We start from the raw sequence: 23,520 nt of genomic DNA, 5'->3' as shown, positions 1-23,520 counted from the left end.
TTCATTCCCGACAAGCAACCTTTCATTTCAGACAAGCCCCAACACGGCGATGCCCGCAAACACCACCCCAGCACCCAAGGCTTGCAGCCTCGTCAGCGGTTCACGCAAAAACCGCCACGCCAGCAGAATTGTCACCAATCCAAAGCAAGACGAGGCCACCGACGCAAACTCGGGGCGCGCAAAACCGCCTGCCATGGTGACCGCCACCATACCACCGACATCCAAAGCCCCCATCATCAAAAGTGTCGGCCAGATTGCCAAAGCAGGTTTTAGATCAATGCGTTGCAAGATCACCCACAGCAAGACGCCGATGAAGCCCGCACAGCGGGCAATCAGCGTAACCGGCAAATCAGCCGCCATCTCGGCGGCCTGATGCAGCAATTCAAAACTGACAGCAAAGCCAAGCGCCGCGATGATCGACCATAGGATCGCCGCACGGGCAGTGCCCTTGGTCTCGCTGTTTTCGCCCTGCGCCACCACGGCAATCCCCGCCAAAACCGCGAAAGACGCCAGCCAAACCACCGGGCCCGCCGCTTGGCCGCGCGCCACGGCGAACCCAACCGACAGCAGCGGAAAAGCCCCGCAAATCGGTGCCACCAACCGCACGGGTCCGATGATGAAAGCGCGATACAGCGCATAGACGCCCAAAGCGTAGATCAGGCCCGTGAAGGCACAAAACGCCAGCAGCGCAGGTGTGAAATCGCGCCATCCGCCCGATGAAGCGGCCAGAGGTGCCAACAAAACCGCGCCAAACCCCAGCACAACCAGATAGAGCGCTGCCGCGTCAGTGCGTGCCGCCACACGGCGGATGGTGAAATCATGCAAGCCCCACAGAACTGCCGCCAAAAGCCCCAACATCAGTGATTGCACTTTTCCCTCCGGTTTTGTGGCATGCTAGCCGTGTAAATCACTTGCGCAAATCCCGCGCAGCGATATTCTTCAAAAGAAACAAATTTGCCGTGTATGCAAAAGTGAGGCTCTGATGCTCGACACGTACCCGTTAGTTCGCCCCGGTCCACCGCGCCCCAGCCAGATTGTGACGCCAGAACCCTTGGGCACGCGCGCAGGGCTGGAAAAGTTTGAGGTGCCGGGTGGTGGCGCTTGGCTGATCGCCTTGGGCGCGGGCGACCGGGTGACAGTGGTGAACCATGAGGGCGGCCAGCGCGTTGAGTTGGTGGTTGCCGATGATCAGGGTCGGACCGATCCGGGTATTTTGGGGGTCAGCGGCAATTCCGACGCGGCGGGTCTGAAAGCCTTGCTGGCACAGGGCAAAGCGCCGGGCATGGCGGGCTTGCGGCTGGGGATCGAACGGCGCGGTATCAATCTGGCCACCGCCCAAGCCATTGCCTGTTTTGGTAAAACCTCGCCCGCAGGGGCAGAGAAGAACTTCACCGCGAGCCGTGACGGCGTGCTGATCATCGCGGCCCCCGGTGCGGCGATGCAGCCCGAAGCGCAGGACACTTTGACGCCGATTGGGGTGCGGGTGCAACGATCGACCCTGCTCGGGATCAAGAAGTTTGAACTGCCCGACCCGCTGGCCACCCCGGTGCTGGATTTGCGGGTGAAGTCGGCGACGGCGGAAAGCTATTTCGTCAAAGCGGGTGACTACATCCAGATCATCGACGTTGATGGCCGTCAATGCACGGATTTTCAATGCTTTTCTGCCCGCAAGCTGGACAAGGGGCTAGAGCATCCGCTGGACGTGACCACCTCGCGCACCCTGATGGGCCATGCCTATTCGATGCCCGGCCTGCATGCGAAATACTATGATCAGGACTGGCTGCCACTGGTTGAAGTCATTCAGGACACCGTGGGCCGCCATGATGCGTTCGCGATGGCCTGTGCGTCGAAATACTATGACGAGATCGGCTATCCCGGCCATGTGAACTGCTCGGACAATTTCAACGCGGTGCTCGCCCCGCATGGCGTTACCGCCCGCCCCGGCTGGATGGCGGTGAACCTGTTCTTCAACACCGCTATCGACGCGCATGGCGTGCTGATCACGGACGAGCCGTGGTCGCGCCCCGGCGATTACGTTCTGTTGCGCGCGCTGACCGATCTGGTTTGCGTCAATTCCGCCTGCCCAGACGACACGTCGCCCGCGAATGGCTGGTATCTGTCCGACATCCACGTGCGCACCTATGACGGTGCCGAACCCTTCCAGCGGTCCATCGCCCACCGCCCCACCCCGACATCGGAGCCTGTGATGACCAAAGAGACCGCCTTCCATGCGCGCATCGTGGAAAAAACCCGCAATCTGGTGGAATATAAGGGCTATTGGCTGCCGCAGACCTATGCCTCAAACGGGGCCATCGAAGAATACTGGGCCTGCCGCGAGAAAGCCGTGGTGCTGGATCTGTCGCCGCTGCGGAAGTTTGAGGTGACGGGGCCGGATGCCGAAGCTTTGCTGCACTATTGCCTGACGCGGGATGTGAAGAAGCTGTCGGTGGGTCAGGTGGTTTATTCGGCGATGTGCTACGAACACGGCGGGATGATCGACGACGGCACTTTGTTCCGGCTTGGCAAGGATCAGTTCCGCTGGATTGGTGGCGATGATTACTCTGGCATCTGGCTGCGCGAGCAGGCAGAAAAACTTGGGCTGAAAGTGATGGTGCGAAGTTCCACCGATCAATTGCACAACCTCGCGGTACAGGGGCCGAACTCGCGCGAAATTATGCAGCGGATGATCTGGACGGCCCCACATCAGCCGACAATTGCCGAACTTGGGTGGTTCCGCTTCACGGTGGGCCGTTTGGGCGGGCCGGAGGGCGCACCGGTGGTGGTGTCGCGCACAGGGTATACCGGCGAGTTGGGGTTTGAGGTGTTCTGTCACCCCAAGCACGGCACTGCGGTTTGGGATGCGGTTTGGGAAAACGGGGCGGATCTGGGGTTGCGGCCGATGGGGCTGGCAGCGCTGGATATGGTGCGGATTGAGGCGGGGTTGATCTTTGCGGGATATGACTTTTCCGACCAGACCGACCCGTTTGAAGCCGGGATCGGGTTTACGGTGCCGTTGAAATCGAAGGTGGATGATTTCATCGGGCGCGAGGCTTTGATCCGTCGCAAGGAAAACCCGCGCGACAAGTTTGTCGGGCTTGAGATTGATGCGGCGGTGGATGTCGGCCACGGCGATGGCGTCCATGTGGGCCGCGCGCAAGTGGGGGTGGTGACCTCGGCGGTGCGCTCGCCCTGCTTAGGCAAAAATATCGCTCTCGCCCGCGTTGATCTGGCCCATGCAGGACTGGGGACGGCGGTGGAGATTGGCAAGCTGGATGGCCAACAGAAACGGCTGCCTGCGGTTGTCACGGCAACCTCAGCCTACGATCCGAAGAAAACCCGACCGCAATCATAGGGGGCGGGCATGGCTGCGGTGATTGATCGTATCGGCGGCGAGACCACGGTGCGGGCGCTGGTCGAGCGGTTCTATGATCTGATCGAGACGGTACCCGAGGGGCGGCAGATTTTGCACCTGCATTTCCGGGGGCACGGGATTTCCCACGTTCGGGCGGCACAGTTTGAGTTTTTATGCGGCTTTCTGGGCGGGCGGCGGGATTATATGGAGCGGGTGGGGGCGCTGAGTTTGAAAGAAATGCACGCCCACGTTCCGATCCGGCCCGAGGATGCCGAGGATTGGCTGACCTGTATGGGGCGGGCTTTGCAGGACGCGGGGGTGGCCGAGCCGGTGCGGGGGCAGGTTTTTGGGGCGTTCCAGCGCGCCGCCCGGGCGCTGATCAACCGGGAGGCAGGCTCGGCTGCAGAGTAGTCTCCGGGTTTGGCCAGCGGGGTGATATTGGCGTAGCCGCCCAGATCACTGCCGCCGCGATGCCCGCCAAAACGCCGCGCGGGCTGACGCCAAATCTTATCTCCGCGCCTTGCGGATCAGATCAAGAATATCCTTCGCCGCCTCGGGGATATTCGTGCCCGGCCCGAAGATCGCCTTCACCCCAGCATCATAAAGGAACTGATAATCCTGCTGCGGAATGACCCCGCCGCAGATCACCAGAATCTCGCCCGCGCCTGCATCGCGCAACGCCTGTACCAATTTCGGCGCAAGCGTCTTATGCCCCGCCGCCTGTGACGAAATCCCCACCACATGCACATCATTGTCGATGGCATCTTGGGCGGCTTCGGCAGGCGTCTGGAACAGTGGCCCGACATCGACGTCAAAGCCAATGTCCGCAAACGCCGTGGCGATCACCTTGGCACCGCGATCATGGCCATCCTGCCCCATTTTCACCACCAACATGCGGGGGCGGCGGCCCTCTTCTTCGGCAAATGCCTCGACATCTGCCTGAATCGCGGCAAAACCCGCATCGCCCGCATAGGCCGCACCATAAACCCCGGCGAGGGTTTTCACCTCGGCGCGGTGCCGCCCGAACACCTTCTCCATCGCCATGCTGATTTCCCCCACCGTTGCCCGCGCCCGCGCCGCCTCAATCGCTGCCGCCAGCAGATTGCCGTCATGGCCCGCGATCCGGGTCAATTCGTCCAGCGCCGCCTGACACGCCGCTTCATCCCGCGCCGCCCGCGTGGCGTGCAGCCGTTCGATCTGGCTGAGCCGCACCGCGACGTTATCAATGTCGAGAATGTCGATCGCATCCTGCTTGGCGAGGCGATATTTGTTCACCCCGACCACAACCTCGTCACCGCGATCAATCGCCGCTTGCCGCCGCGCCGCCGATTCCTCGATGCGCAACTTTGGCATCCCAGAGGCCACCGCCTTGGTCATCCCGCCCATCGCCTCGACTTCCTCGATCAGCTTCCAGGCTTCTTCCGCCAAAGAATGCGTCAGGCTTTCAACGTAATAAGACCCCGCCAGCGGATCGACGACATGGGTGACACCCGTTTCTTCCTGCAAGATCAACTGGGTGTTGCGTGCGATCCGGGCGGAAAATTCCGTGGGCAATGCAATGGCTTCATCCAAAGCATTGGTGTGCAGACTTTGCGTGCCACCCAAAACCGCCGACATCGCCTCGTACGCCGTGCGGATGACGTTGTTATAGGGGTCGGCCTCTTGCAGACTGACGCCAGAGGTTTGGCAATGCGTCCGCAGCATCGAGGAGCCCAGCTTTTTTGGCGCAAACTCCGCCATAATCCGGTGCCACAACAACCGCGCCGCCCGCAGCTTGGCGGCTTCCATGAAGAAATTCATCCCGATGGCGAAGAAGAAACTCAGCCTTCCTGCGAAATCATCGACATTCATCCCGCGCGCAATCGCGGCGCGAACATATTCGCGGCCATCGGCCAAAGTATAGGCCAATTCCTGCACCAAGTTCGCCCCGGCTTCCTGCATGTGGTAGCCCGAGATCGAGATCGAATTGAATTTCGGCATATGCGCTGAAGTATACTCAATAATATCCGCGATGATCCGCATCGAAGGTTCCGGCGGATACACATAGGTATTCCGCACCATGAATTCCTTCAGAATATCGTTCTGAATGGTGCCCGACAGCAGCGAGCGATCCACGCCCTGCTCCTCGCCCGCCACGATGAAAGACGCCAAAATCGGGATCACCGCGCCATTCATCGTCATCGACACGCTGACCTTATCCAGCGGGATGCCGTCGAACAGGATTTTCATATCCTCGACGCTATCAATCGCCACCCCGGCCTTGCCGACATCGCCCTCAACGCGCGGATGGTCGGAATCGTAGCCGCGATGCGTCGCCAGATCGAAGGCCACCGAGACCCCCTGCTGCCCCGCCGCCAAATTTTTCCGGTAAAACGCGTTGCTGGCCTCAGCCGTCGAGAACCCGGCATATTGCCGAATGGTCCAAGGCCGCCCGGCATACATCGTCGCCTTCACCCCGCGGGTGAACGGCGCAAAGCCCGGCATCTCGCCCATCTGCGGCAGGCCTTCGACATCGGCGGCGGTATACAGCGGCTTCACCGCGATGCCTTCCAGCGTATCCCATACCAGGCTTTCCGGGTCGCCGCCCTTCATTTCCTTGGTGGCCAAAGCCTTCCACGCGTTCAAATCGGTCATCGTCTCTCTCCCTTGCAGCCAACGCGGGCCAGCGCGGGCAATGCGGTTATTCCAGAAAATCCTCGGCCACCGGAATGCGGCCAAAGGCGATTTTCGCGCCGGTATAGGCGACATACTGCGGCGGCAATTCGCCAAAACGCACGGTGTTCTGACCGTAGCGCAGGTTCAACCTGTCGATGGCGCGGCACAGACCCACAGGCCCGTCCTCTGGCGCAACCAAAGCATCGAACAAATCGCCCGTCGCTTGCCCCAACGGCAACAACCCGCCCAAGCTGACATTCACCGCTTTGATTCGCACCTGCGGCAGCTTTGCCCAGTAACGATCCAGCGTTTCCAGCAAGAAAAACGTGTTCTGCGTCGCACGAATTTGGCCATCCGCACCCGGATTTCCGCCATCGCGCAACCGCAGCGACAGATGCAGACTGCGCGCCACAAACCCCTCGCGCCGCAGCCGTGCCGCCGCTTTCACCAGCAACCGCCGCGCCACCAGCCGTGCGCCCTCGGGCGTGGCATTGCTGCCCGCCAACACCTGACCATGCCCGATCATGCTGCGCTGCGTCTCGGGCCAGATCACCACCTCGCCGCGCAATTCGCGCAAAAAACGCTCGCCGGTGACAGAGCCCCAGATCGCCCGCGCCCGCTTTGGGTCTAAGCCATAAAGTGCGCGCACATCCGGCACCCCCGCCGCCAGCAAACGGTCGCGCATCCGCGAGGAGATCCCCGGCAGATCGTCTAGGCCCAGATGCGCAATCCGCTGCGGTAAAATTTCCGGCATCAACCAATGCAGGCCCCCCGGTTTTTCCAGCCCGGCCGCCAGTTTCGCCAGCAACCGCGTTGGCCCCAAACCGACCGAGCAGCGCAACGCCGGGTTCACCTGTGCCAGCACCGCCGCTTGCAAGGCCCGCCCAATTTCCACAGCCTTCGGCAATTCCTGCTGCGATCCCATCAACAGACAGGAACATTCGTCGATCGAGAACACCCGATGCACCGGCAATACCGTGTCCACCGCCCGCAAAATCGCATGGTGATAGCGCACGCAGATGTCGTGCTTCACCGGGCGAAACACGATGCCGGGGCAAAGCGCGCGCGCCTCGTCCTGCCGCGTCCCCATGCCGACACCGCAGCGCTTCGCCTCGATGCTGGCGGCAATGCAGGCGGTATTCGGCCCCTCGCCCGTCAGCACCCCCACCGGCCTGCCCATCAAGGCAGGCTCCTCGGCTTGGGCGACCGAGGCGTAAAAGCTGTTCATATCGAAGAACAGGGTGGAGACGCGCGCAGACATCTGGCCTCGAGTCGGGGGTGCGGAAACAAGCCCTCAGACTAGAACAAATTGGGAACATTTGTCGAGTCTCGCCTGCCACTGATCGCCCCCGACCTGCCACCTATTCAAACTCCATGATGACTTCGTCGACCTTCAGGCTGGCCCCGGCCACGGCTTTCACCGCTTTGACCACGCCCTTGCGCTCGGCTTTCAGGATGTTTTCCATCTTCATCGCTTCAACCGTCGCCAAAGCTTGGCCTTCCTGCACCTCATCACCAACCGCGACCATGATTTTGGCGATCAGGCCGGGCATCGGGCAGAGCAGGAATTTCGACGTATCCGGCGGCAGTTTCTCGATCATCAGTTTCGCCAGTTCGGCCTGACGCGGGGTGCGGACATGCGCTTTCAGATCAGCGCCGCGCAGTCGCAACCGAAAGCCGCCGCTGATCTTGCCGACCTTCATCACCAAAGCCGCGCCATCGACCATGATGCTAGCCAAGGCCTGCCCCGGCACCCAATCCGAACTCACCCGCAAGCTGCGGCCATCTTCAAACGTCACCGTCGATCCTGCCGGATCGGCTGCGATTTTCATCACATGTTCAACGCCTTGCAGCGTCACCACCCAATCATCGCCGACCCGGCGCTCGTGGTTGTCCATCGTGCCACTGATGCGTGTCCGCCGAATTTCCGCCACCCGGTTCATCGCGGCGGCAGAGGCCGCCACCCGCGCCAAAGTATCCGCATCCAGCGTCGCGCCCTGAAAACCCTCGGGATATTCCTCGGCAATAAATGCCGTGGTGATGTTGCCCGATTGAAAGCGCGGATGCGCCATCACAGCGCCGACGAAGGGCAGATTGTGGCCGATGCCTTCAACTTCAAACGTATCCAAAGCCTGCTGCATTTCCTCGATCGCAGCCCCCCGATTCGACCCCCAAGTGCAGAGCTTGGCGATCATCGGGTCATAGAACATCGAAATCTCGCCGCCCTCAAACACCCCGGTATCGTTGCGCACGATGCCACCGCGCGGAGTCACCCCTTCAACGGGCGGGCGATAACGGGTCAGACGGCCGATGGAGGGCAAGAAATTGCGATAGGGGTCTTCGGCATACAAACGGCTTTCCATCGCCCAGCCGTTGATCTTCAGATCTTCCTGCTTGAACGGCAAAGCCTCGCCGTAAGCCACCCGGATCATCTGTTCGACCAGATCGACCCCGGTGATCAGCTCCGTCACAGGATGCTCGACCTGCAAGCGGGTGTTCATCTCAAGGAAGTAGAAGTTCCGCGCGCCGTCGACGATGAATTCCACCGTCCCCGCCGAAGTATAGCCCACCGCGCGCGCCAAGGCGCAGGCCTGTTCGCCCATCGCTTTGCGCGTGGCCTCATCCAGAAATGGCGAGGGCGCTTCCTCGATCACCTTCTGATTGCGGCGCTGGATCGAACATTCGCGCTCGTGCAGATAGACGATATTGCCATGCTTATCGCCCAGCACCTGAATCTCGATGTGGCGCGGCTGGGTGACGAATTTCTCAATGAAAATCCGGTCGTCGCCAAAGCTCGCCGCCGCTTCGTTCTTCGACGATTGAAAGCCTTCGCGCGCTTCCGCATCATCCCAAGCGATCCGCATGCCCTTGCCGCCGCCGCCCGCAGAGGCCTTGATCATCACCGGATAGCCGATCTGCCCGGCAATCGTTACCGCATGTTCGGCATCATCAATCAGCCCCATATGCCCCGGCACGGTCGAAACCCCCGCCGCCATCGCCAGTTTTTTAGAGGTGATCTTATCGCCCATCGCCTCAATCGCCGGAGACGGTGGCCCGATGAACACCACGCCTGCTGCCTCCAGCGCCGCCGCGAAATTCATGTTTTCAGACAGAAACCCATAGCCCGGATGCACCGCCTCGGCGCCCGAAGCCTTCACCGCCGCCATGATCTTTTCAATCACGATATAAGACTGCGCCGCAGGCGAGGCGCCGATATGGATCGCCTCATCCGCCATCTTCACATGCAACGCGCCGCGGTCGGCATCGGAATACACCGCCACCGTCTTGATCCCCATCCTACGGGCGGTCTTGATCACACGACAGGCGATCTCGCCCCGATTGGCGATCAGGATTTTCTTAAACATCAGCTCTCTCCCCAAGTCTGTCCGGGCCGGGACAAAATAAAACGGCCAGCCGAGGGATCACCTCGACTGGCCGTCATAGCACTTGCCGCGTAAGCGGCGATTAGATCAGTAGCAGGGCGGCAGGCCGATGTTGACGCCGCAGGTTGCAGCGCCCGCCAGGCCGCCGATGACGGCGCCGGTGACGGCGTTGTTGCCGGTAAGGTCAGCGATAGCAGCCCCCCCCGCAGCGCCAGCCAGACCGCGCGAAGCGGGGTCCTGCAAGCAGCCAGCCAGCGGCATGGTGAGAATGGCGATAAGAAGGAGAGATTTCCGCATTTTGAACTGCCTCTTTTGTTTGTTGTTCTATACGCAGATTCTACTGAATCCTGCAGCGATGCAAACTGAAAAAAGCCCGCCCGCGCGCCACTGGCAACAAGTCGCCAAAGCGATGCTGCAACTGATAGAAAAAAAGGCCTGACCCCGTCGGAGTCAGGCCAGAGGGTAGGGAAAGGGTAACAGCCTTGCCCGAGGCATTGCGGTGCAAGCAACGCCCCAAGCACACAGTGATCATCGCGCAAGCCGGCACGCGGCGCAAAGCCTACTTCGCCCCGCCCGACGGCGTGCGCGAATTGCTGCCAAGATGCCAAAGGCTTGCGCGGATTCATGCCTAATCCTGATCCTCGTCGTCATCCCAATCGCCGAAATCCATCGGTTCGGCATCGGCGGCGAAAATCTCGGGGAACGAGACCTGTGCGACTTTCAGGTTGATCTTGAGCAGCGCATCATAAGACGCAGGATCAAACGGGTCTTCAGCCGCCACCACCTCGCGGCCAAACAGCCACGACAAGCGCCCCGCATCCAAATTGCCGCGCTCGAAAACGTCTTCGCCGAACTGCGCCCACAGGGCCGCCATAAAGCCCTTGTCGGCCATCCGGTCAGCGTTTTTGCGATCTGCGAAACGTTCGCGTTTGATAATCTTGGCCGCACCCACCTTCATATTGGCGCGGCGGATCACAAACTGAAAATCAGTGCCGGTCAGGCGGCCAGGAAAACCGCGATGCTTCAGCATGATACCACCTCTTGCGCTGACTTGCAGACAAAGGTGGGGGTGAGAGCGGGGCCGAAACCCCGCCCCGAAAGATTATTTGTATTTGCCGGTCTCGGTCGGCTCAACCGAAATTGGGGCTGGCATCGGCTCGATAGGAGCTTCTTTTTTAGCACAAGCCGCGAAAGCGGAAACTGCGATGAAGGCGAGGATGGTTGCGGAACGCATGGGATACTCCAGATTGCATCATTGACGACGCCCGCACGATAGGTGCTGGCCGGATCAAGTGCAAAGCTGTTCCGAAGCGCTAGGACAGTTGTTGCCGATAGCCGTTCAGCCCTTGCAACAGATAGAAAAAGGGCGGGCCGGGCCGTCAGGCCCACAAGCGCCCGCCCCTTAGTCTTACTTGTATTTGCCGGTGTAGACAGGCTCGGTGGTGACAGCCGGTTGGTCCACGTAAACCACGTCTTCGGCTTTCTTAGCGCAACCTGCCACGAAAGCGGCCAGACACAGCGCCAGTACGGTAAACTTAGTGCTCGACATCCTCGACTCCATTTTTGTACCGGAGGCGTGCTTTGTGCCGCCCCCTTCTGCGAAGGTAAGACCGCTTGGGTTCGGTCTGCATGAACAATAGCCGATAAACTGCGGAATTGACACGCAAATTGGTCAAATGCACCAAGCTGTGGCAAGGCTACATCAGCCATCGGTTGCAGAGCGGCCGTAGCCGCTAGATTTTGTGCTTTCATCAAAAAGCCTCCCATATACAGGCGTCGCCGTCGACACGATACGCCTCAAAGAATTGAGTGGCCTCCGGAGCAGCTTCGCCAAACGGCACGTCGCGGTCGGAAAGTGAGATCACGATCTGGCTGGGTTTCGGCCCCGTTGACGCAATCCGCGGCAAAGCGAAGCTCTTGCACAGATGTTCCATATCCGCTGCCGCCAGCTCGAAATCCACCGATCCGGTTTGTTTCGCAATCGCAGGCGCTACAAAGCGAAACCGCGCGGTCAAGCCATCTGGCCCCGGCGCGTTCATCACAACATCGACAAAGCGCACCCATTGCCCCGAAGGCACCGGCACCACAACCGCCTCTGCACTTTCCGTTACATTCGGATCGGTCATCGCCGCCCCACCCTGTAACTGCCCGCTTTTCCGCTGCCCGCACGCATTGCTGTTCTCCTTAGGTCACAGCGGTATGTTATCGTGCTTTTTCCACGGGTTCGCCAGCTTCTTACCGCGCAAGCTTGCAAATGCCCGCGCGATGCGGCGGCGGGTCGAATGCGGCATGATCACTTCGTCGATAAAGCCCTTTTCGGCGGCCACGAACGGGTTGGCGAAACGGTCTTCATATTCCTTGGTCAACCGCGCGATTTCCTCGGGGGCTTTGCCGCGATGAATGATCTCGGTGGCACCTTTTGCCCCCATCACCGCAATCTCTGCCGTCGGCCAAGCGTAGTTGAAATCGCCGCGCAAATGCTTGGACGACATCACGTCGTAAGCCCCGCCGTAAGCTTTGCGGGTGATCACGGTGACTTTCGGTACCGTCGCTTCGCCATACGCAAACAACAGCTTCGCGCCATGCTTGATCACGCCACCCAATTCCTGCGCCACCCCCGGCAAGAACCCCGGCACATCGACCAGCGTCAGGATCGGAATTTCAAACGCATCGCAGAACCGCACGAACCGCGCCGCCTTGCGCGAGCTGTCAATATCCAGACACCCCGCCAGCACCATCGGCTGATTGGCCACCACCCCCACCGATTGCCCCTCCAACCGGATGAATCCCGTGATGATATTGGCGGCAAAATCGCGCTGAATTTCAAAGAAATCGCCCTCATCGGCCAGCTTTTCGATCAGCTCTTTCATATCATAGGGCTGATTGGGGTTTTCCGGGATCAGCGTATCAAGGCTGGCCTCTAACCGTGCCGGATCGTCAAAGAACGGCCGCACCGGAGCCTTCTGGCGGTTGTTCAGCGGCAGGAAATCTATCAGGCGGCGTACTTCGGCCAAAGCCTCGACATCATTCTCAAACGCACCATCGGCGACGGATGATTTCTTGGTATGGGTCGACGCCCCGCCAAGTTCCTCCGCCGTCACCACCTCATTGGTCACGGTTTTCACCACATCCGGCCCGGTGACGAACATATAGCTCGAATCCCGCACCATAAAGATAAAGTCCGTCATCGCCGGGGAATACACAGCGCCCCCCGCACACGGCCCCATGATCACCGAAATCTGTGGCACCACGCCAGAGGCCATCACATTGCGCTGAAACACCTCGGCATAGCCCGCGAGCGAGGCCACACCTTCCTGAATCCGCGCGCCGCCAGAATCGTTCAGCCCAATGACAGGCGCACCATTCTGCATCGCCATATCCATGATCTTGCAAATTTTCTGCGCATGGGTCTCTGACAAAGATCCGCCAAACACCGTGAAATCTTGGCTAAACACATAGACCATCCGCCCGTTCACCGTGCCCCAGCCGGTGACCACGCCATCCCCCGCCGGACGATCCGCCTCCATGCCGAAATCGGTGCAGCGGTGGGCGACGAACATGTCGAATTCTTCGAAACTTCCCTCGTCCAGCAACAGCTCAATGCGTTCGCGCGCGGTCAGCTTGCCCTTGGCGTGCTGCGCGTCAATCCGGCGCTGCCCTCCGCCCAAACGCGCCACATTTCGGCGGTCTTCCAACTGTTGCAGGATGTCTTTCATGGCCAGGCTCCCCCTCAAATCGTGGCCACCATAGCGCCGCAAAATGCGCCCGCCTAGCGCAACATCGAAAATATGCAAACCAAACCCTGCATCACAATTGCAAATTGCAAAGTTGCAAATTCGTCACCTCCCGGTAACGCCTTCAATCGGCGGCAGTGGCACAGGCTGCGTGACCAACGCCGGATCGATCCGTTCGTAAAACGCATTGCCACCTGTGGTCAGCACATACTGCATGTTGTTGTAGCCAGCGTGATAGGTTGCCGTGTGGAAGAACTGGGCACGGCCAACCAGCGGATGGCGCTCGCCCTGCAACACCGACTGCGCCGTGTCGTGCAACTGCGGTGCCGTGCGCGTGTTCATCCGCTTGCTCAGCACCCCCGGCGCGAATTGCTTGCGCTGCCCCACCACGCCACAGACATTGCGCGGATATTGCCCCGACTCGACGCGGTTCATCACCACGCTGCCCACCGCAACCATGCCATCCCGGCTAGAGCGGTTGGATTCGAAATACATCGCTCGCTCCATACATTCGAGGTCGCTAGGCCCGCAGCTTGCCAGCAGCACGAGTGCTAAACCGGCACCGGAAAGGCGCCGCGCGGTTCGGATCAGGGTCATTTTGTCAGTCCTGCTCGTTTTGTTTTTTTTCAATCCTAGCGCAAAACGCGGTGGAATGCAGCGATTTCCTTGCATCCGCCCCCGGCCCAGCGGCGCTTTGCGCAAGTGCAGGCAGTTTTTCGCCGCCGGATGGTCTTGCCAAAGCCCGCCTCAGCCTTGGCGCCGCACACCAGCAATAGGGTTAAAGCGGATATGCGCAGGCACCCTGGGCCCACGACCTGCATCTTAAAAACGGCTGTGGCGACCCGCTGGCTCAAATACCGTCATTGATGGCAAACTCGGTTTTTGTTCTATATACGTCCCCGACTGCCAGAATTTGCATCCGAGAACCCCATGCCCACCCTTCCCGTCCCGCTCGTCACCATCGGCCTGCTCACTTTGTCGAACGTGTTCATGACTTTCGCGTGGTATGGCCACCTCAAACACAAATCCACCGCGCTGGTCACGGTGATTTTCATCGCTTGGGGCATTGCGTTTTTTGAGTATTGCCTGATGGTCCCCGCCAACCGCATCGGCTCGAGTATCTACAACGGAGCGCAACTCAAGACGATCCAAGAGGTCATCACCCTCTCGGTTTTCGCAGTCTTCTCTGTGTTCTACCTGAAAGAGCCGCTGACCTGGAACCACGCCCTCGGCTTTGCATTCATCGCCTTGGGAGCCTTCTTCATCTTCCACAAATGGTCCTGACCGCCGCTTAAGGTCATCCTCTCTGCTCAAATATCCCCGCCGCAGGCTTCCCCTCAAAGCCTGCGCGCCGCATCAAGGCGATCTGAATGCCCCATCCCAAGGCGATCTTCCTCAACCGCCAAACCCCACCGAAAATTGTCACCCTGACCCTGCTTGCGGGCCTCTCGGCGCTGACGATGAACATCTTCCTGCCCTCGCTGCCCGGCATGGCCGCCTATTTCGACGCCCCCTACGCGCTGATGCAACTCTCGGTGGCACTTTACCTCGCGCTGTCCGCCGTGCTGCAAATCCTGATCGGCCCAATTTCCGACCGCTACGGCCGCCGCAACACCATCCTGATCGCATTGGTGCTGTTCCTGATCGCCACCGTCGGCACGCTCACCGCTGCCGATGCCACCACCTTCCTGATCTTCCGCATGGCGCAAGCCGTGATCGCCGCAGGCATGGTGCTCAGCCGCGCGGTCGTGCGTGACATGGTGTCAGACGCCGAGGCCGCCTCGATGATCGGCTATGTCACCATGGGGATGTCTCTGGTGCCGATGATTGGCCCGGTTGTCGGCGGTATCCTCGACGAGGCTTTCGGCTGGCAAGCCAACTTCGGCCTGCTGCTCGGCCTCGGCCTGATCGTCTTGGCGCTCTGCTGGGCCGATCTAGGCGAAACCGCCACCCTGCAACGCCTCTCCTTCAAAGACCAAATGCGCAGCTACCCCGCCCTGCTGAAATCCCGCCGCTTCTGGGGCTACTGTGGTGCCGCTGCGTTCTCTTCAGGCTGCTTTTATGCCTTCCTCGGCGGCGCACCTTATGTCGGAACCGAGGTCTACCACCTCACCTCGTCCCGTATCGGCCTGCTGTTTGCCATCACCGCCGTCGGCTACATGGCCGGAAACTTCTTCGCAGGCCGCTATTCGGTGCGGCTTGGCATGAACAAAATGGTGCTGATCGGCACCACCATCACCACATTGGGCATGGCGATGCTGGCCTTGGTTGCAGCGCTGAACCTGTCCAGCGCCGTGGTTTTCTTCAGCATGACCATCACCATGGGGATCGGGAATGGCGTGGCGCTGCCTTCTGCCAACGCAGGCATCCTCTCGGTGCGCCCCGACCTTGCAGGCACCGCCTCGGGCCTTGGCGGCGCGATCATGGTGGGCGGCGGTGCCGCCCTTGCCGCCTTGGCCGGCGCGGCACTCCCCCCCGGCTCTACCGAGATGCCGCTGATTCTGTTGATGCTGGCCTCCTCGCTGCTCTCCACCCTGTGCATCCTTGCGGTCATTCGCCGCGCCCGCAGCTTAGGCATTGCCGCTTGACCGCCTGACTTTGCAAAGTCTACCTTGGGCTTTGCAAAGGAGTGCGCAATGGCCATCCAAAAACTCTACGCAGGTGCCAAACTCCGCGAACTCCGTGGCCGCCTCAGCCTGACCCAACGCGCCTTCTCGGATAAACTCGGCGTCTCGCTGCCCTACCTCAACCAGATGGAGAACAACCACCGCCCGGTCTCTGCCACCGTGGTGCTGGCGCTGGCACAAGAATTCGGCCTCGATGTCACCGAGCTCAACGCAGGCGAAGGCGAACGCCTTGTCTCCGACATGCGCGAGGCCCTCGCCGACCCGGTTTTCGCCAAAACCGCCCCGCCCTTGGCCGACCTGCGCCTCGCCGCCTCCAACGCCCCCGCCTTCGCCCGCGCCTTTCTCGACCTGCACCGCGCCTACCGCCAAAGCCACGAGCGCCTCGCCTCCTTGGATGAGGCTTTGGGCCGCGAAGACACCGCCCTGCGCGCGTCGCCGTGGGAGGAAGTCCGCGACTTCTTTCACTATTGCGACAATTACGTCGATGCCGTTGATCGCGCCGCCGAACATTTTATGACGGGTGCAGGTACCCGATCTGAAACACAAAAAGATGCCCTTATCATTGCCACAGATGCCCTCAATAAACGCGGCATCAATGTTCAATTTTCCAATACTGGCCCTTTGCGGCAGTTCGACCCCGCCACCCGTACCCTAGCGCTCTCCGCTCGCGCCGCAAGCCCCACCCAACGCTTCCAACTGCTGTATCAAGTCGCCCTGCAAACCCAGAACGAGTTGATCGAAGCCACCCTCGATCTCGCGCAATTTCAAACCCCCGAGGCCCGCGACATCGCCAAAATCGGCATGGCGAACTATTTCGCCGGCGCCGCCCTGATGCCCTACCGCGCATTTCTGGAGGCCGCCCAAACCACCCGCCACGACCTTGAACGCCTCGCCGATCTGTTCGGTGCCAGCATCGAACAAGTCGCCCATCGTCTGTCGACCCTGCAACGCCCCGGTGCCAAAGGTGTGCCGTTCTTCTTTGTTCGCGTCGATCAGGCCGGAACCATCACCAAACGCCATTCCGCCACCCGGCTGCAATTCGCCCGCTTCGGCGGCGCCTGCCCGCTCTGGAATGTCCACCGCGCCTTCGAGACCCCCGGCCATTTCCTGCGCCAACTGGCCGAAACCCCCGACGGTGTGCGCTACCTCTGCCTCGCGCGCGATGTCTCCAAACCCGGTGGGGCCTTCCTCGCCCCCGTGCGCCGCTATGCCATTGGTCTGGGATGTGAGATCAGCCACGCCTCCAGCCTCGTCTACTCTGACGGTTTAGATCTGAAAGGCCACTTCGAGCCGATCGGCATCTCCTGCCGGATCTGCGAGCGTCAGAATTGCCACCAGCGCTCGGTCCCCCCTTTGGAACGCCGTCTGAAGGTCGATCCCGATAAACGCGGCTTACTGCCCTACGACATCGCCGACTAACGCCAAACCGCAGCGCGGCCAGAGATGTTGAACGCTCCGCAGGGAGTATTTTGGCCAAGATGAAACTCCAACAATTTCACATTGGCTCAAATACTCCCGCCGGAGGCTTCAACACGTCAACGCAAGCGCCAGGTCAAACCCACCCCGCGGCAGCAGCGGTCGCGTGCCGCCTCGATGGTGGCCAAGACCGCCCCGCCGTATCTGGGGGGCCCAAACGAAAAGACGGGCCAAAGCCCGCCTTTGCTAAACCTAAAAGCCCGCTCACCGCTTCAGATGCATCCAGACATGATCTTTCAGCGCCGCCCTTTGCTTGCGCAGCACTTCTTCCTCCGCTTCGGTCAACAGATCAAGCCGCGTCTCCGCACGATGCACCTTGCCATTCACTGCGTCGTATTCGGCCACCAGATTGGCAAAATGCGCGTCTTTTTCCTTCATCGCGGAAATCTTCACAGCGAAGTCCGGGAACTCGGCAGCCAAGCCATGCGGGGTATGCGTCATCGGGTCTCTCCTGTTATTGCTGGCCCCAGCTTAGGCTTAACGCAACGCCACAGCTTTGACCTTGATCAAGCCCGAACAGTTAAGAAAGGCTTAAGCCAAAAATCTAACCCTTTGATAAATAAACACCGTCAAGTCGGTCCGCGCGGGGACCTCAGCGCTGAGACACCCGCCAGTTCTCATTGATCACCGGCTGCAAATTCGACCGCGCCAGACGCTTACCCAAGATATGATCCGCCGCCTTTTCGCCCGTCATGATCGACGGCCCATTCAAATTCCCATTCGTCACCTGTGGGAAGATCGAGCTGTCCGCCACCCGCAATCCCTCGACCCCAATCACCCGACATTCCTCATCGACCACAGCAAGCGGATCATCCCGCCGCCCCATCCGACAGGTGCCGCAAGGATGATAGGCGCTCTCGACATGTTCTTTCAGGAAGGCGTCCAGTTCCGCGTCCGTCTGCACCCCCGCCCCCGGCTTAATTTCGGCCTTCACATGCTCGGCCATCGCAGGCTGCTCGAAAATCTCACGGGTCAGACGCACACAAGCCCGGAAATCCTCCCAATCCGATGGGTCCGACATATAGTTGAACAGGATCTTCGGCGCATCCTTCGGATCGCCTGACCGCAACGTCACCACCCCGCGCGATTTCGACCGCATCGGCCCGACATGCACCTGAAAGCCATGCCCCTCGGCAGCGGCTTTGCCATCATAGCGCACCGCAATCGGCAGGAAATGATACTCGATATCCGGGTAATCCACCCCGGCTTTCGAGCGGATAAACGCGCAGGATTCAAACTGATTCGACGCGCCCAGCCCCTTGCCGGTGAACAACCACTGCGCCCCGATCAGCGCCTTGCCCCATAGGTTCCAGTATTTATACAGCGTGATCGGCTTGGCCGCCTGAAACTGCATGTAAATTTCCAAATGATCCTGCAAATTCGCCCCCACACCGGGCCGATCCGCCACCACATCGATGCCGTGCCCGCGCAGCGCTGCCGCATCGCCGATCCCCGACAGCATCAATAACTTCGGGCTGTTGATCGACGAGGCCGAGACGATCACCTCAGCCGAAGCGCGAATAACCTCCACTACACCGCCACGCTCAATCTCGACCCCAACCGCGCGGCCATCTTCGATCACCACGCGGCGCGCAAAGCCGCGCACCAGCTTGACGAGGCCGGTTTTCAGGGCGGGCCGCAGGTAAGCATTCGCCGACGACCAGCGCACACCCTTAAAGATCGTCGCCTCCATCGCGCCGAAACCTTCCTGCGCCTGACCGTTGTAATCTTGCGTCACCGGATATCCCGCCTGCCGCCCCGCCTCGATAAAGGCGTTGAACAACGGGTTCTTACGCGGCCCCCGAGAGATATGCAGTGGCCCCGAAGTGCCACGATAGGCCGGATCACCCGAGGCCGATCCATCCGCCTCGCCGTGCCACGTCTCCATCCGCTGAAAATATGGCAGCACATCGGCATAAGACCAGCCCTGCGCGCCCATCTCCTCCCAAGTGTCATAATCCCGCGCATGGCCACGCACATAGACCATGCCGTTGATTGAAGATGAGCCGCCAATCACCTTGCCGCGCGGTGTCGCCAGCCGCCGACCGTCGAGGTATGGCTCGGGTTCCGACTGAAACCCCCAGTCGTAAATCCCCATATTCATTGGATAAGACAAAGCTGCAGGCATCTGGATGAACGGCCCGATATCACTGCCGCCCTGCTCGATCACCACCACGGTTTTGCCTGCTTCGGCCAAACGATACGCAATCGCCGCCCCCGCCGACCCCGACCCAATGATCACATATTCCGCCGTCATATCTCTCTCCTACCCGACCGAACCGGGCGCATCTTTCATTTCAACCCGCACCGCCGACGCGCCGGGATGGCCGCGTCGGGGAAGGCTTAGTACGGCGCGTCTACCGGCCCCATGCCGACGTAAACGCTTTTGACTTGGCTATAATGCTCCACCGCTGCATGGCCGTTTTCACGCCCCACGCCCGACAGCTTCGATCCGCCAAATGGCATCTCTACCGGCGTTAAATTGTAAGCGTTGATCCAGCAGGTGCCCGCTTGCAACGCGGCAATCACCCGATGCGCGCGCGTGATATCGGCGGTAAACACCCCCGCCGCGAGGCCGAATTCGGTCGCATTCGCCCGCGCCACGGCCTCATCTTCACTGTCGAAATCCAGCACCGCCATCACCGGACCAAAGACTTCTTCCCGCGCAATCGTCATAGCGTCGGTCACATCCGCGAACACCGTGGGCTGCACAAACGCCCCCTCGGTCCCCGCCTGCCCGCCGCCACACACCAGCGTGGCACCCTCGGCCTTCGCCGTCTCGATATAGCCGAGCACCTTTGCCAACTGCGCCCCAGACACCAGCGGGCCCATCTGCGTCGCCTCATCCAGCGGATCGCCCAACCGGATCGCCGCCGTGCGTTCGGCCAAGCGCTTCAAGAACTTAGCCTTGATGCCCTTTTGCACAAACACCCGCGTGCCATTGCTGCACACTTGGCCTGCGGAATAGAAATTCCCCAGCATCGCCGCCCCAACCGCATCTTCCACCGAAGCATCGTCGAACACCAGAATCGGCGATTTGCCACCCAATTCCATCGTCACGTGCCGCACACCCGCCGCTGCCAACGCATAAACCTTCTGCCCCGTCGGCACTGAACCCGTCAGCGACACTTTCGCCACGCGGGCATCCGACACCAAAGCCGAGCCCACCGCGCCGCGCCCTTGCACCACGTTGAACAGGCCCGCAGGCAACCCGGCCTCGATAAATATTTCCGCCAGCTTCAGCGCCCCCAAGGGGGTTACTTCCGATGGCTTGAAAATCATCGCATTGCCCAAAGCCAAGGCAGGCGCCGATTTCCAACAGGCAATCTGGCTTGGGTAATTCCACGCGCCGATGCCGACGCAAACCCCCAAAGCCTCGCGGATCGTATAGGCAAAATCGCGGCCCAGAGGGATCGTCTCGCCGCCCACCGTCGGGGCCAAGCCCGCAAAATACTCCAACGCATCGGCCCCCGAGGGCCAATCTGCGACCAAAGTTTCCTGTATCGGCTTGCCGGTATCCAACGTCTCCAATCGCGCGAGTTCGGGGTTGCGTTCCCGGATCAAATCCGCCGCTTTCCGTAAAATCCGCGCGCGGTCTATGGGCCGCATCGCAGCCCACGCACCTTGCGCCCGCGCCGCACTCGCCAAAGCCGCCTCGATCACCGCCGCAGTGGCCTCATGCAGCACCGCGATCACCGCCCCGGTGGCCGGATAGATCACCTCAATCACCGCACCGGCTTTGTCTTCGATATACTGGCCGTCAACGAAATGACTGGCCTTTGGCTGCGCCATCATGGCCTTGCCCCTTCCAACTGAGAATTTAAGTAATTCAACGCGGTAGCAATCGCCGCCGCCCCGTCCGGTGGCCCCGATTTCAACACTTCGCGCAAGTATAGCCCGTCGATCAGCGCGCCCAGACCGTCCGCCAAAGCCTCGGCCCGATCCCCCGCCAAAGGCCGCAGCCCTGCCAAAAGGTTCGAGCGCAGCCGCCCCTGATACACCTTCAGCAACCGCTTCGCTTCCGGCACCGTCTGCGCCAGCACCCAGAAGTTCAGCCAAGCCCCCACCGCCTCGCGCCGGAAATTCGCGGCACTGAACGAGGCCGCCAACACCGCCCGCAACCGACTTTCCGGCCCTTCCACCAGCACCAAAGCCCCGCGCACCTCGGCACCATACAGCGTCAGAATGTGCCGCATCGCCGCCAGAAACATCTCCTCTTTCGATCCGAAATAATGATGCGCCAGCGCCGAGGACATCCCCGCGCGTTTGGCGATCTGACTGACCGTCACGTCCAAAGACCCCACCCGCCCGATCTCAACAATCGTGGCTTTGACGAGCGCCGCCTTTCGGATAGGCTCCATTCCAAGCTTCGGCATGTTGCAGCCCTTGATAATAATGCTTGCCAAGGGCAGCTAGCTTGAAGTTTATTGACTCGTCAATCAACAAAAAAACGGGAGCCCAACATGACCCTCAAATCGACGCTGCTCGCGTCCGCCGTCACCTTCGCCTTTGCCGGGTCCGCTTTTGCAGCGGGCTGCGACAAAGTCACCTTCTCGGATGTCGGCTGGACCGACATCACCGCCACCACTGCCGCGACATCGCTGGTGCTAGAGGCTTTGGGATATGAAACTGAAACCAAAGTGCTGTCGGTTCCGGTAACCTACGAAGGCCTCGCCTCTGGCGACGTTGACGTTTTCCTCGGCAACTGGATGCCGACGATGGAGAGCAACATCGCCCCCTACCGCGATGCCAAAACCGTCGACACCGTGCGCAGCAACCTTGAAGGCGCAAAATACACGCTTGCCACCAACGCCAAAGGTGCCGAGCTTGGCATCAAGGATTTCAAAGACATCGCCGCCCATGCCGCTGATCTCGATGGCAAAATCTACGGCATTGAGGCCGGCAATGACGGCAACAAGCTGATCCTTGATATGATCGACAAGGATGCTTTCGGTCTGAAAGCCGCCGGGATCGACATCGTTGAAAGCTCGGAACAAGGCATGTTGGCGCAAGTCGCCCGCGCCGACAACGAAGGCAAAGCGGTGATCTTCCTCGGTTGGGAACCCCATCCGATGAACGCCAATTTTAAGATGACGTACCTGACGGGGGGCGATGATTTCTTCGGCCCGAACCTTGGCGGTGCCATTGTCGCCACCAACACCCGCGCCGGCTATGTCGCCGAATGCCCGAACACCGGAAAATTGCTGTCGAATCTGTCGTTCAGCTTGGCGATGGAGAACGAAATCATGGGCGCGATCCTGAATGATGGCACCGACCCGCGTGAAGCCGCCAAAACCTGGCTTGCTGCCCATCCCGATGTGATCGGCCCTTGGCTCGATGGCGTCACCACCAAAGACGGTGGCGATGCGCAAGCGGCCGTCACGGCAGCACTGCAATAACACCAACCAAGGCCCCGGCGAAAGATCGGGGCCTTTTTCTATCCAACGCGGGGACATTGAATGGACTGGTTGACGGCATATAAGATCCCGATCGGGGCATGGGCGAACACAATCTTCGTCTGGATGAAGACAAACCTCAGCGCGGTGTTCAACGTGATCGCCGATGCGCTGGAAGGCATGATCGACGGCTTTCTGTGGCTGTTGCAAGCGCCTAACCCTCTGGTGATCATCGCGATTTTTGTGGCCCTCGCATGGATCTTGCAGCGCAACTGGAAAATCTGTGTTGGTGTCGCCCTTGGCTTTATCTTCGTCGTCAACCAAGGCTATTGGAAAGAAACCACCGAAAGCCTGACGCTGATCCTGTCGTCCTGCGCCGTCTGCATGGCCATCGGCGTGCCCATCGGCATCGCCTGCGCGCACAACGCCAAACTGAACGCCGCTTTGTCGCCGATCATGGACCTGATGCAGACGCTGCCAACCTTTGTCTACCTGATCCCCGCGATCATTTTCTTCGGCATCGGAATGGTCCCCGGCCTGATCGCCACCGTCATTTTCGTCCTGCCGGCCCCAATCCGGCTGACTCAACTCGGCGTCGCCTCCACCCCCACCGCTTTGCTAGAGGCCGCAACCGCCTTCGGTGCCACCCCCAGCCAGCGGTTGTGGAAGGTCGAACTTCCTTGGGCGCTGCCGCAAATCATGGTCGGGCTTAATCAAACCATCATGCTGTCGCTGTCGATGGTGGTGATCGCCTCGATGGTCGGCGCGAATGGTTTGGGCGTGCCGGTGATGCGCGCCTTGGCTTCGGTCAATGCCGCCAAGGGCTTTGAGTCCGGTTTCGTCATCGTCGTGGTCGCCATCGCTTTGCGCGCCACCTTCCAGCGCAAGGTGTAAACC

Annotated in this window: 22 protein-coding genes; 7 read left to right on the top strand and 15 right to left on the bottom strand. The window is 60.5% G+C overall.

The features are described 5' to 3' along the window. Positions 1 to 27: 27 nt before the first annotated feature. Positions 28 to 870, bottom strand: a complete 843-nt coding sequence (locus tag Q7V03_RS11470) for a DMT family transporter (protein WP_304925728.1) — start codon at positions 868 to 870, stop codon at positions 28 to 30. Between the two features lie 112 nt (positions 871 to 982). On the opposite strand from Q7V03_RS11470, the gene Q7V03_RS11465 reads away from it, so the two are divergent. After that, positions 983 to 3,352, top strand: coding sequence for a DUF1989 domain-containing protein (locus Q7V03_RS11465; protein WP_304925727.1), 2,370 nt, complete (start codon positions 983 to 985; stop codon positions 3,350 to 3,352). 9 nt (positions 3,353 to 3,361) lie between these two features. Continuing rightward, positions 3,362 to 3,763 (top strand): group II truncated hemoglobin, encoded by a 402-nt coding sequence (locus tag Q7V03_RS11460; protein WP_304925726.1) that lies wholly within the window; start codon positions 3,362 to 3,364, stop codon positions 3,761 to 3,763. A 96-nt stretch (positions 3,764 to 3,859) separates the two neighbouring features. Here Q7V03_RS11460 and scpA read toward each other — a convergent pair whose 3' ends face one another. From scpA to Q7V03_RS11410, 10 genes are all read right to left on the bottom strand, one after another. Next, the gene (scpA, locus tag Q7V03_RS11455; RefSeq protein ID WP_304925725.1) at positions 3,860 to 5,986 is read right to left on the bottom strand and encodes a methylmalonyl-CoA mutase; all 2,127 of its coding nucleotides are present in this window, start codon (positions 5,984 to 5,986) and stop codon (positions 3,860 to 3,862) included. 46 nt (positions 5,987 to 6,032) lie between these two features. Next, a complete protein-coding gene (locus Q7V03_RS11450; protein ID WP_304925724.1) occupies positions 6,033 to 7,268 on the bottom strand; it encodes a hypothetical protein in 1,236 nt (411 codons plus the stop codon). Between the two features lie 100 nt (positions 7,269 to 7,368). Then, positions 7,369 to 9,372 carry an acetyl/propionyl/methylcrotonyl-CoA carboxylase subunit alpha gene (locus Q7V03_RS11445; protein WP_304925723.1) on the bottom strand — a complete coding sequence of 668 codons (2,004 nt, stop codon included), beginning with the start codon at positions 9,370 to 9,372 and terminating at the stop codon, positions 7,369 to 7,371. 105 nt (positions 9,373 to 9,477) lie between these two features. Continuing rightward, complete coding sequence (locus Q7V03_RS11440; protein WP_304925722.1) at positions 9,478 to 9,687, bottom strand: hypothetical protein; 210 nt, start codon at positions 9,685 to 9,687, stop codon at positions 9,478 to 9,480. 331 nt (positions 9,688 to 10,018) lie between these two features. Continuing rightward, positions 10,019 to 10,420 carry a hypothetical protein gene (locus tag Q7V03_RS11435; protein ID WP_304925721.1) on the bottom strand — a complete coding sequence of 134 codons (402 nt, stop codon included), beginning with the start codon at positions 10,418 to 10,420 and terminating at the stop codon, positions 10,019 to 10,021. A 72-nt stretch (positions 10,421 to 10,492) separates the two neighbouring features. Beyond that, positions 10,493 to 10,624: a hypothetical protein gene (locus tag Q7V03_RS11430; protein ID WP_304925720.1), complete on the bottom strand. Its 132-nt coding sequence runs from the start codon at positions 10,622 to 10,624 to the stop codon at positions 10,493 to 10,495. Between the two features lie 174 nt (positions 10,625 to 10,798). Further along, a complete protein-coding gene (locus tag Q7V03_RS11425) occupies positions 10,799 to 10,939 on the bottom strand; it encodes a hypothetical protein (RefSeq protein WP_304925719.1) in 141 nt (46 codons plus the stop codon). Between the two features lie 202 nt (positions 10,940 to 11,141). Beyond that, positions 11,142 to 11,516: a DUF6497 family protein gene (locus Q7V03_RS11420; RefSeq protein WP_304925718.1), complete on the bottom strand. Its 375-nt coding sequence runs from the start codon at positions 11,514 to 11,516 to the stop codon at positions 11,142 to 11,144. A gap of 63 nt (positions 11,517 to 11,579) precedes the next feature. Further along, on the bottom strand, positions 11,580 to 13,106 hold the full coding sequence (locus Q7V03_RS11415; RefSeq protein WP_304925717.1) for an acyl-CoA carboxylase subunit beta: 1,527 nt from the start codon (positions 13,104 to 13,106) through the stop codon (positions 11,580 to 11,582). 123 nt (positions 13,107 to 13,229) lie between these two features. Beyond that, a complete protein-coding gene (locus Q7V03_RS11410; RefSeq protein ID WP_370651110.1) occupies positions 13,230 to 13,721 on the bottom strand; it encodes a cell wall hydrolase in 492 nt (163 codons plus the stop codon). Positions 13,722 to 14,054: 333 nt separating this feature from the next. On the opposite strand from Q7V03_RS11410, the gene Q7V03_RS11405 reads away from it, so the two are divergent. The 3 genes from Q7V03_RS11405 to Q7V03_RS11395 all read left to right on the top strand — a co-directional run bounded on the left by Q7V03_RS11405 (position 14,055) and on the right by Q7V03_RS11395 (position 17,170). Next, positions 14,055 to 14,408 carry a DMT family protein gene (locus tag Q7V03_RS11405; protein WP_304925716.1) on the top strand — a complete coding sequence of 118 codons (354 nt, stop codon included), beginning with the start codon at positions 14,055 to 14,057 and terminating at the stop codon, positions 14,406 to 14,408. Positions 14,409 to 14,494: 86 nt separating this feature from the next. Then, the gene (locus Q7V03_RS11400; protein ID WP_304925715.1) at positions 14,495 to 15,712 is read left to right on the top strand and encodes a multidrug effflux MFS transporter; all 1,218 of its coding nucleotides are present in this window, start codon (positions 14,495 to 14,497) and stop codon (positions 15,710 to 15,712) included. A 48-nt stretch (positions 15,713 to 15,760) separates the two neighbouring features. Continuing rightward, positions 15,761 to 17,170, top strand: a complete 1,410-nt coding sequence (locus Q7V03_RS11395) for a short-chain fatty acyl-CoA regulator family protein (protein WP_304925714.1) — start codon at positions 15,761 to 15,763, stop codon at positions 17,168 to 17,170. Positions 17,171 to 17,431: 261 nt separating this feature from the next. Here the strand turns inward: Q7V03_RS11395 and Q7V03_RS11390 are convergent, their stop codons facing one another. From Q7V03_RS11390 to betI, 4 genes are all read right to left on the bottom strand, one after another. After that, positions 17,432 to 17,668, bottom strand: coding sequence for a YdcH family protein (locus tag Q7V03_RS11390; RefSeq protein ID WP_304925713.1), 237 nt, complete (start codon positions 17,666 to 17,668; stop codon positions 17,432 to 17,434). Positions 17,669 to 17,819: 151 nt separating this feature from the next. Further along, positions 17,820 to 19,484: a choline dehydrogenase gene (gene betA, locus Q7V03_RS11385; RefSeq protein WP_304925712.1), complete on the bottom strand. Its 1,665-nt coding sequence runs from the start codon at positions 19,482 to 19,484 to the stop codon at positions 17,820 to 17,822. A gap of 86 nt (positions 19,485 to 19,570) precedes the next feature. Then, positions 19,571 to 21,022 carry a betaine-aldehyde dehydrogenase gene (gene betB / locus Q7V03_RS11380; protein ID WP_304925711.1) on the bottom strand — a complete coding sequence of 484 codons (1,452 nt, stop codon included), beginning with the start codon at positions 21,020 to 21,022 and terminating at the stop codon, positions 19,571 to 19,573. Beyond that, positions 21,019 to 21,603: a transcriptional regulator BetI gene (gene betI, locus Q7V03_RS11375; protein ID WP_304925710.1), complete on the bottom strand. Its 585-nt coding sequence runs from the start codon at positions 21,601 to 21,603 to the stop codon at positions 21,019 to 21,021. The genes betB and betI overlap by 4 nt, the downstream gene beginning before the upstream one ends. An 87-nt stretch (positions 21,604 to 21,690) precedes the next feature. Here betI and choX point away from each other — a divergent pair, with 87 nt between their 5' ends. Next, positions 21,691 to 22,626: a choline ABC transporter substrate-binding protein gene (choX, locus tag Q7V03_RS11370; protein ID WP_304925709.1), complete on the top strand. Its 936-nt coding sequence runs from the start codon at positions 21,691 to 21,693 to the stop codon at positions 22,624 to 22,626. Positions 22,627 to 22,686: 60 nt separating this feature from the next. Continuing rightward, positions 22,687 to 23,517 (top strand): choline ABC transporter permease subunit, encoded by an 831-nt coding sequence (gene choW, locus Q7V03_RS11365; protein ID WP_304925708.1) that lies wholly within the window; start codon positions 22,687 to 22,689, stop codon positions 23,515 to 23,517. Positions 23,518 to 23,520: the final 3 nt, after the last annotated feature.

It is taken from the genome of Cypionkella sp. (genome assembly GCF_030652235.1).
Taxonomy (GTDB): Bacteria; Pseudomonadota; Alphaproteobacteria; order Rhodobacterales; family Rhodobacteraceae; genus Cypionkella.
This window is presented reverse-complemented; position numbering and strand designations above follow the sequence as displayed.

Coding starts and splice junctions, on each gene's coding strand:
- scpA (WP_304925725.1), bottom strand. CDS start 5,986: ATGACCGATTTGAACGCGTGGAAGGCTTTGGCCACCAAGGAAATGAAG.
- Q7V03_RS11440 (WP_304925722.1), bottom strand. CDS start 9,687: ATGCGGAAATCTCTCCTTCTTATCGCCATTCTCACCATGCCGCTGGCT.
- Q7V03_RS11435 (WP_304925721.1), bottom strand. CDS start 10,420: ATGCTGAAGCATCGCGGTTTTCCTGGCCGCCTGACCGGCACTGATTTT.
- betB (WP_304925711.1), bottom strand. CDS start 21,022: ATGATGGCGCAGCCAAAGGCCAGTCATTTCGTTGACGGCCAGTATATC.
- betA (WP_304925712.1), bottom strand. CDS start 19,484: ATGACGGCGGAATATGTGATCATTGGGTCGGGGTCGGCGGGGGCGGCG.
- Q7V03_RS11425 (WP_304925719.1), bottom strand. CDS start 10,939: ATGTCGAGCACTAAGTTTACCGTACTGGCGCTGTGTCTGGCCGCTTTC.
- choX (WP_304925709.1), top strand. CDS start 21,691: ATGACCCTCAAATCGACGCTGCTCGCGTCCGCCGTCACCTTCGCCTTT.
- Q7V03_RS11465 (WP_304925727.1), top strand. CDS start 983: ATGCTCGACACGTACCCGTTAGTTCGCCCCGGTCCACCGCGCCCCAGC.
- Q7V03_RS11390 (WP_304925713.1), bottom strand. CDS start 17,668: ATGACGCATACCCCGCATGGCTTGGCTGCCGAGTTCCCGGACTTCGCT.
- Q7V03_RS11420 (WP_304925718.1), bottom strand. CDS start 11,516: ATGACCGATCCGAATGTAACGGAAAGTGCAGAGGCGGTTGTGGTGCCG.
- Q7V03_RS11395 (WP_304925714.1), top strand. CDS start 15,761: ATGGCCATCCAAAAACTCTACGCAGGTGCCAAACTCCGCGAACTCCGT.
- Q7V03_RS11405 (WP_304925716.1), top strand. CDS start 14,055: ATGCCCACCCTTCCCGTCCCGCTCGTCACCATCGGCCTGCTCACTTTG.
- Q7V03_RS11410 (WP_370651110.1), bottom strand. CDS start 13,721: ATGACCCTGATCCGAACCGCGCGGCGCCTTTCCGGTGCCGGTTTAGCA.
- Q7V03_RS11460 (WP_304925726.1), top strand. CDS start 3,362: ATGGCTGCGGTGATTGATCGTATCGGCGGCGAGACCACGGTGCGGGCG.
- Q7V03_RS11430 (WP_304925720.1), bottom strand. CDS start 10,624: ATGCGTTCCGCAACCATCCTCGCCTTCATCGCAGTTTCCGCTTTCGCG.
- Q7V03_RS11415 (WP_304925717.1), bottom strand. CDS start 13,106: ATGAAAGACATCCTGCAACAGTTGGAAGACCGCCGAAATGTGGCGCGT.
- Q7V03_RS11445 (WP_304925723.1), bottom strand. CDS start 9,372: ATGTTTAAGAAAATCCTGATCGCCAATCGGGGCGAGATCGCCTGTCGT.
- Q7V03_RS11450 (WP_304925724.1), bottom strand. CDS start 7,268: ATGTCTGCGCGCGTCTCCACCCTGTTCTTCGATATGAACAGCTTTTAC.
- Q7V03_RS11400 (WP_304925715.1), top strand. CDS start 14,495: ATGCCCCATCCCAAGGCGATCTTCCTCAACCGCCAAACCCCACCGAAA.
- betI (WP_304925710.1), bottom strand. CDS start 21,603: ATGCCGAAGCTTGGAATGGAGCCTATCCGAAAGGCGGCGCTCGTCAAA.
- choW (WP_304925708.1), top strand. CDS start 22,687: ATGGACTGGTTGACGGCATATAAGATCCCGATCGGGGCATGGGCGAAC.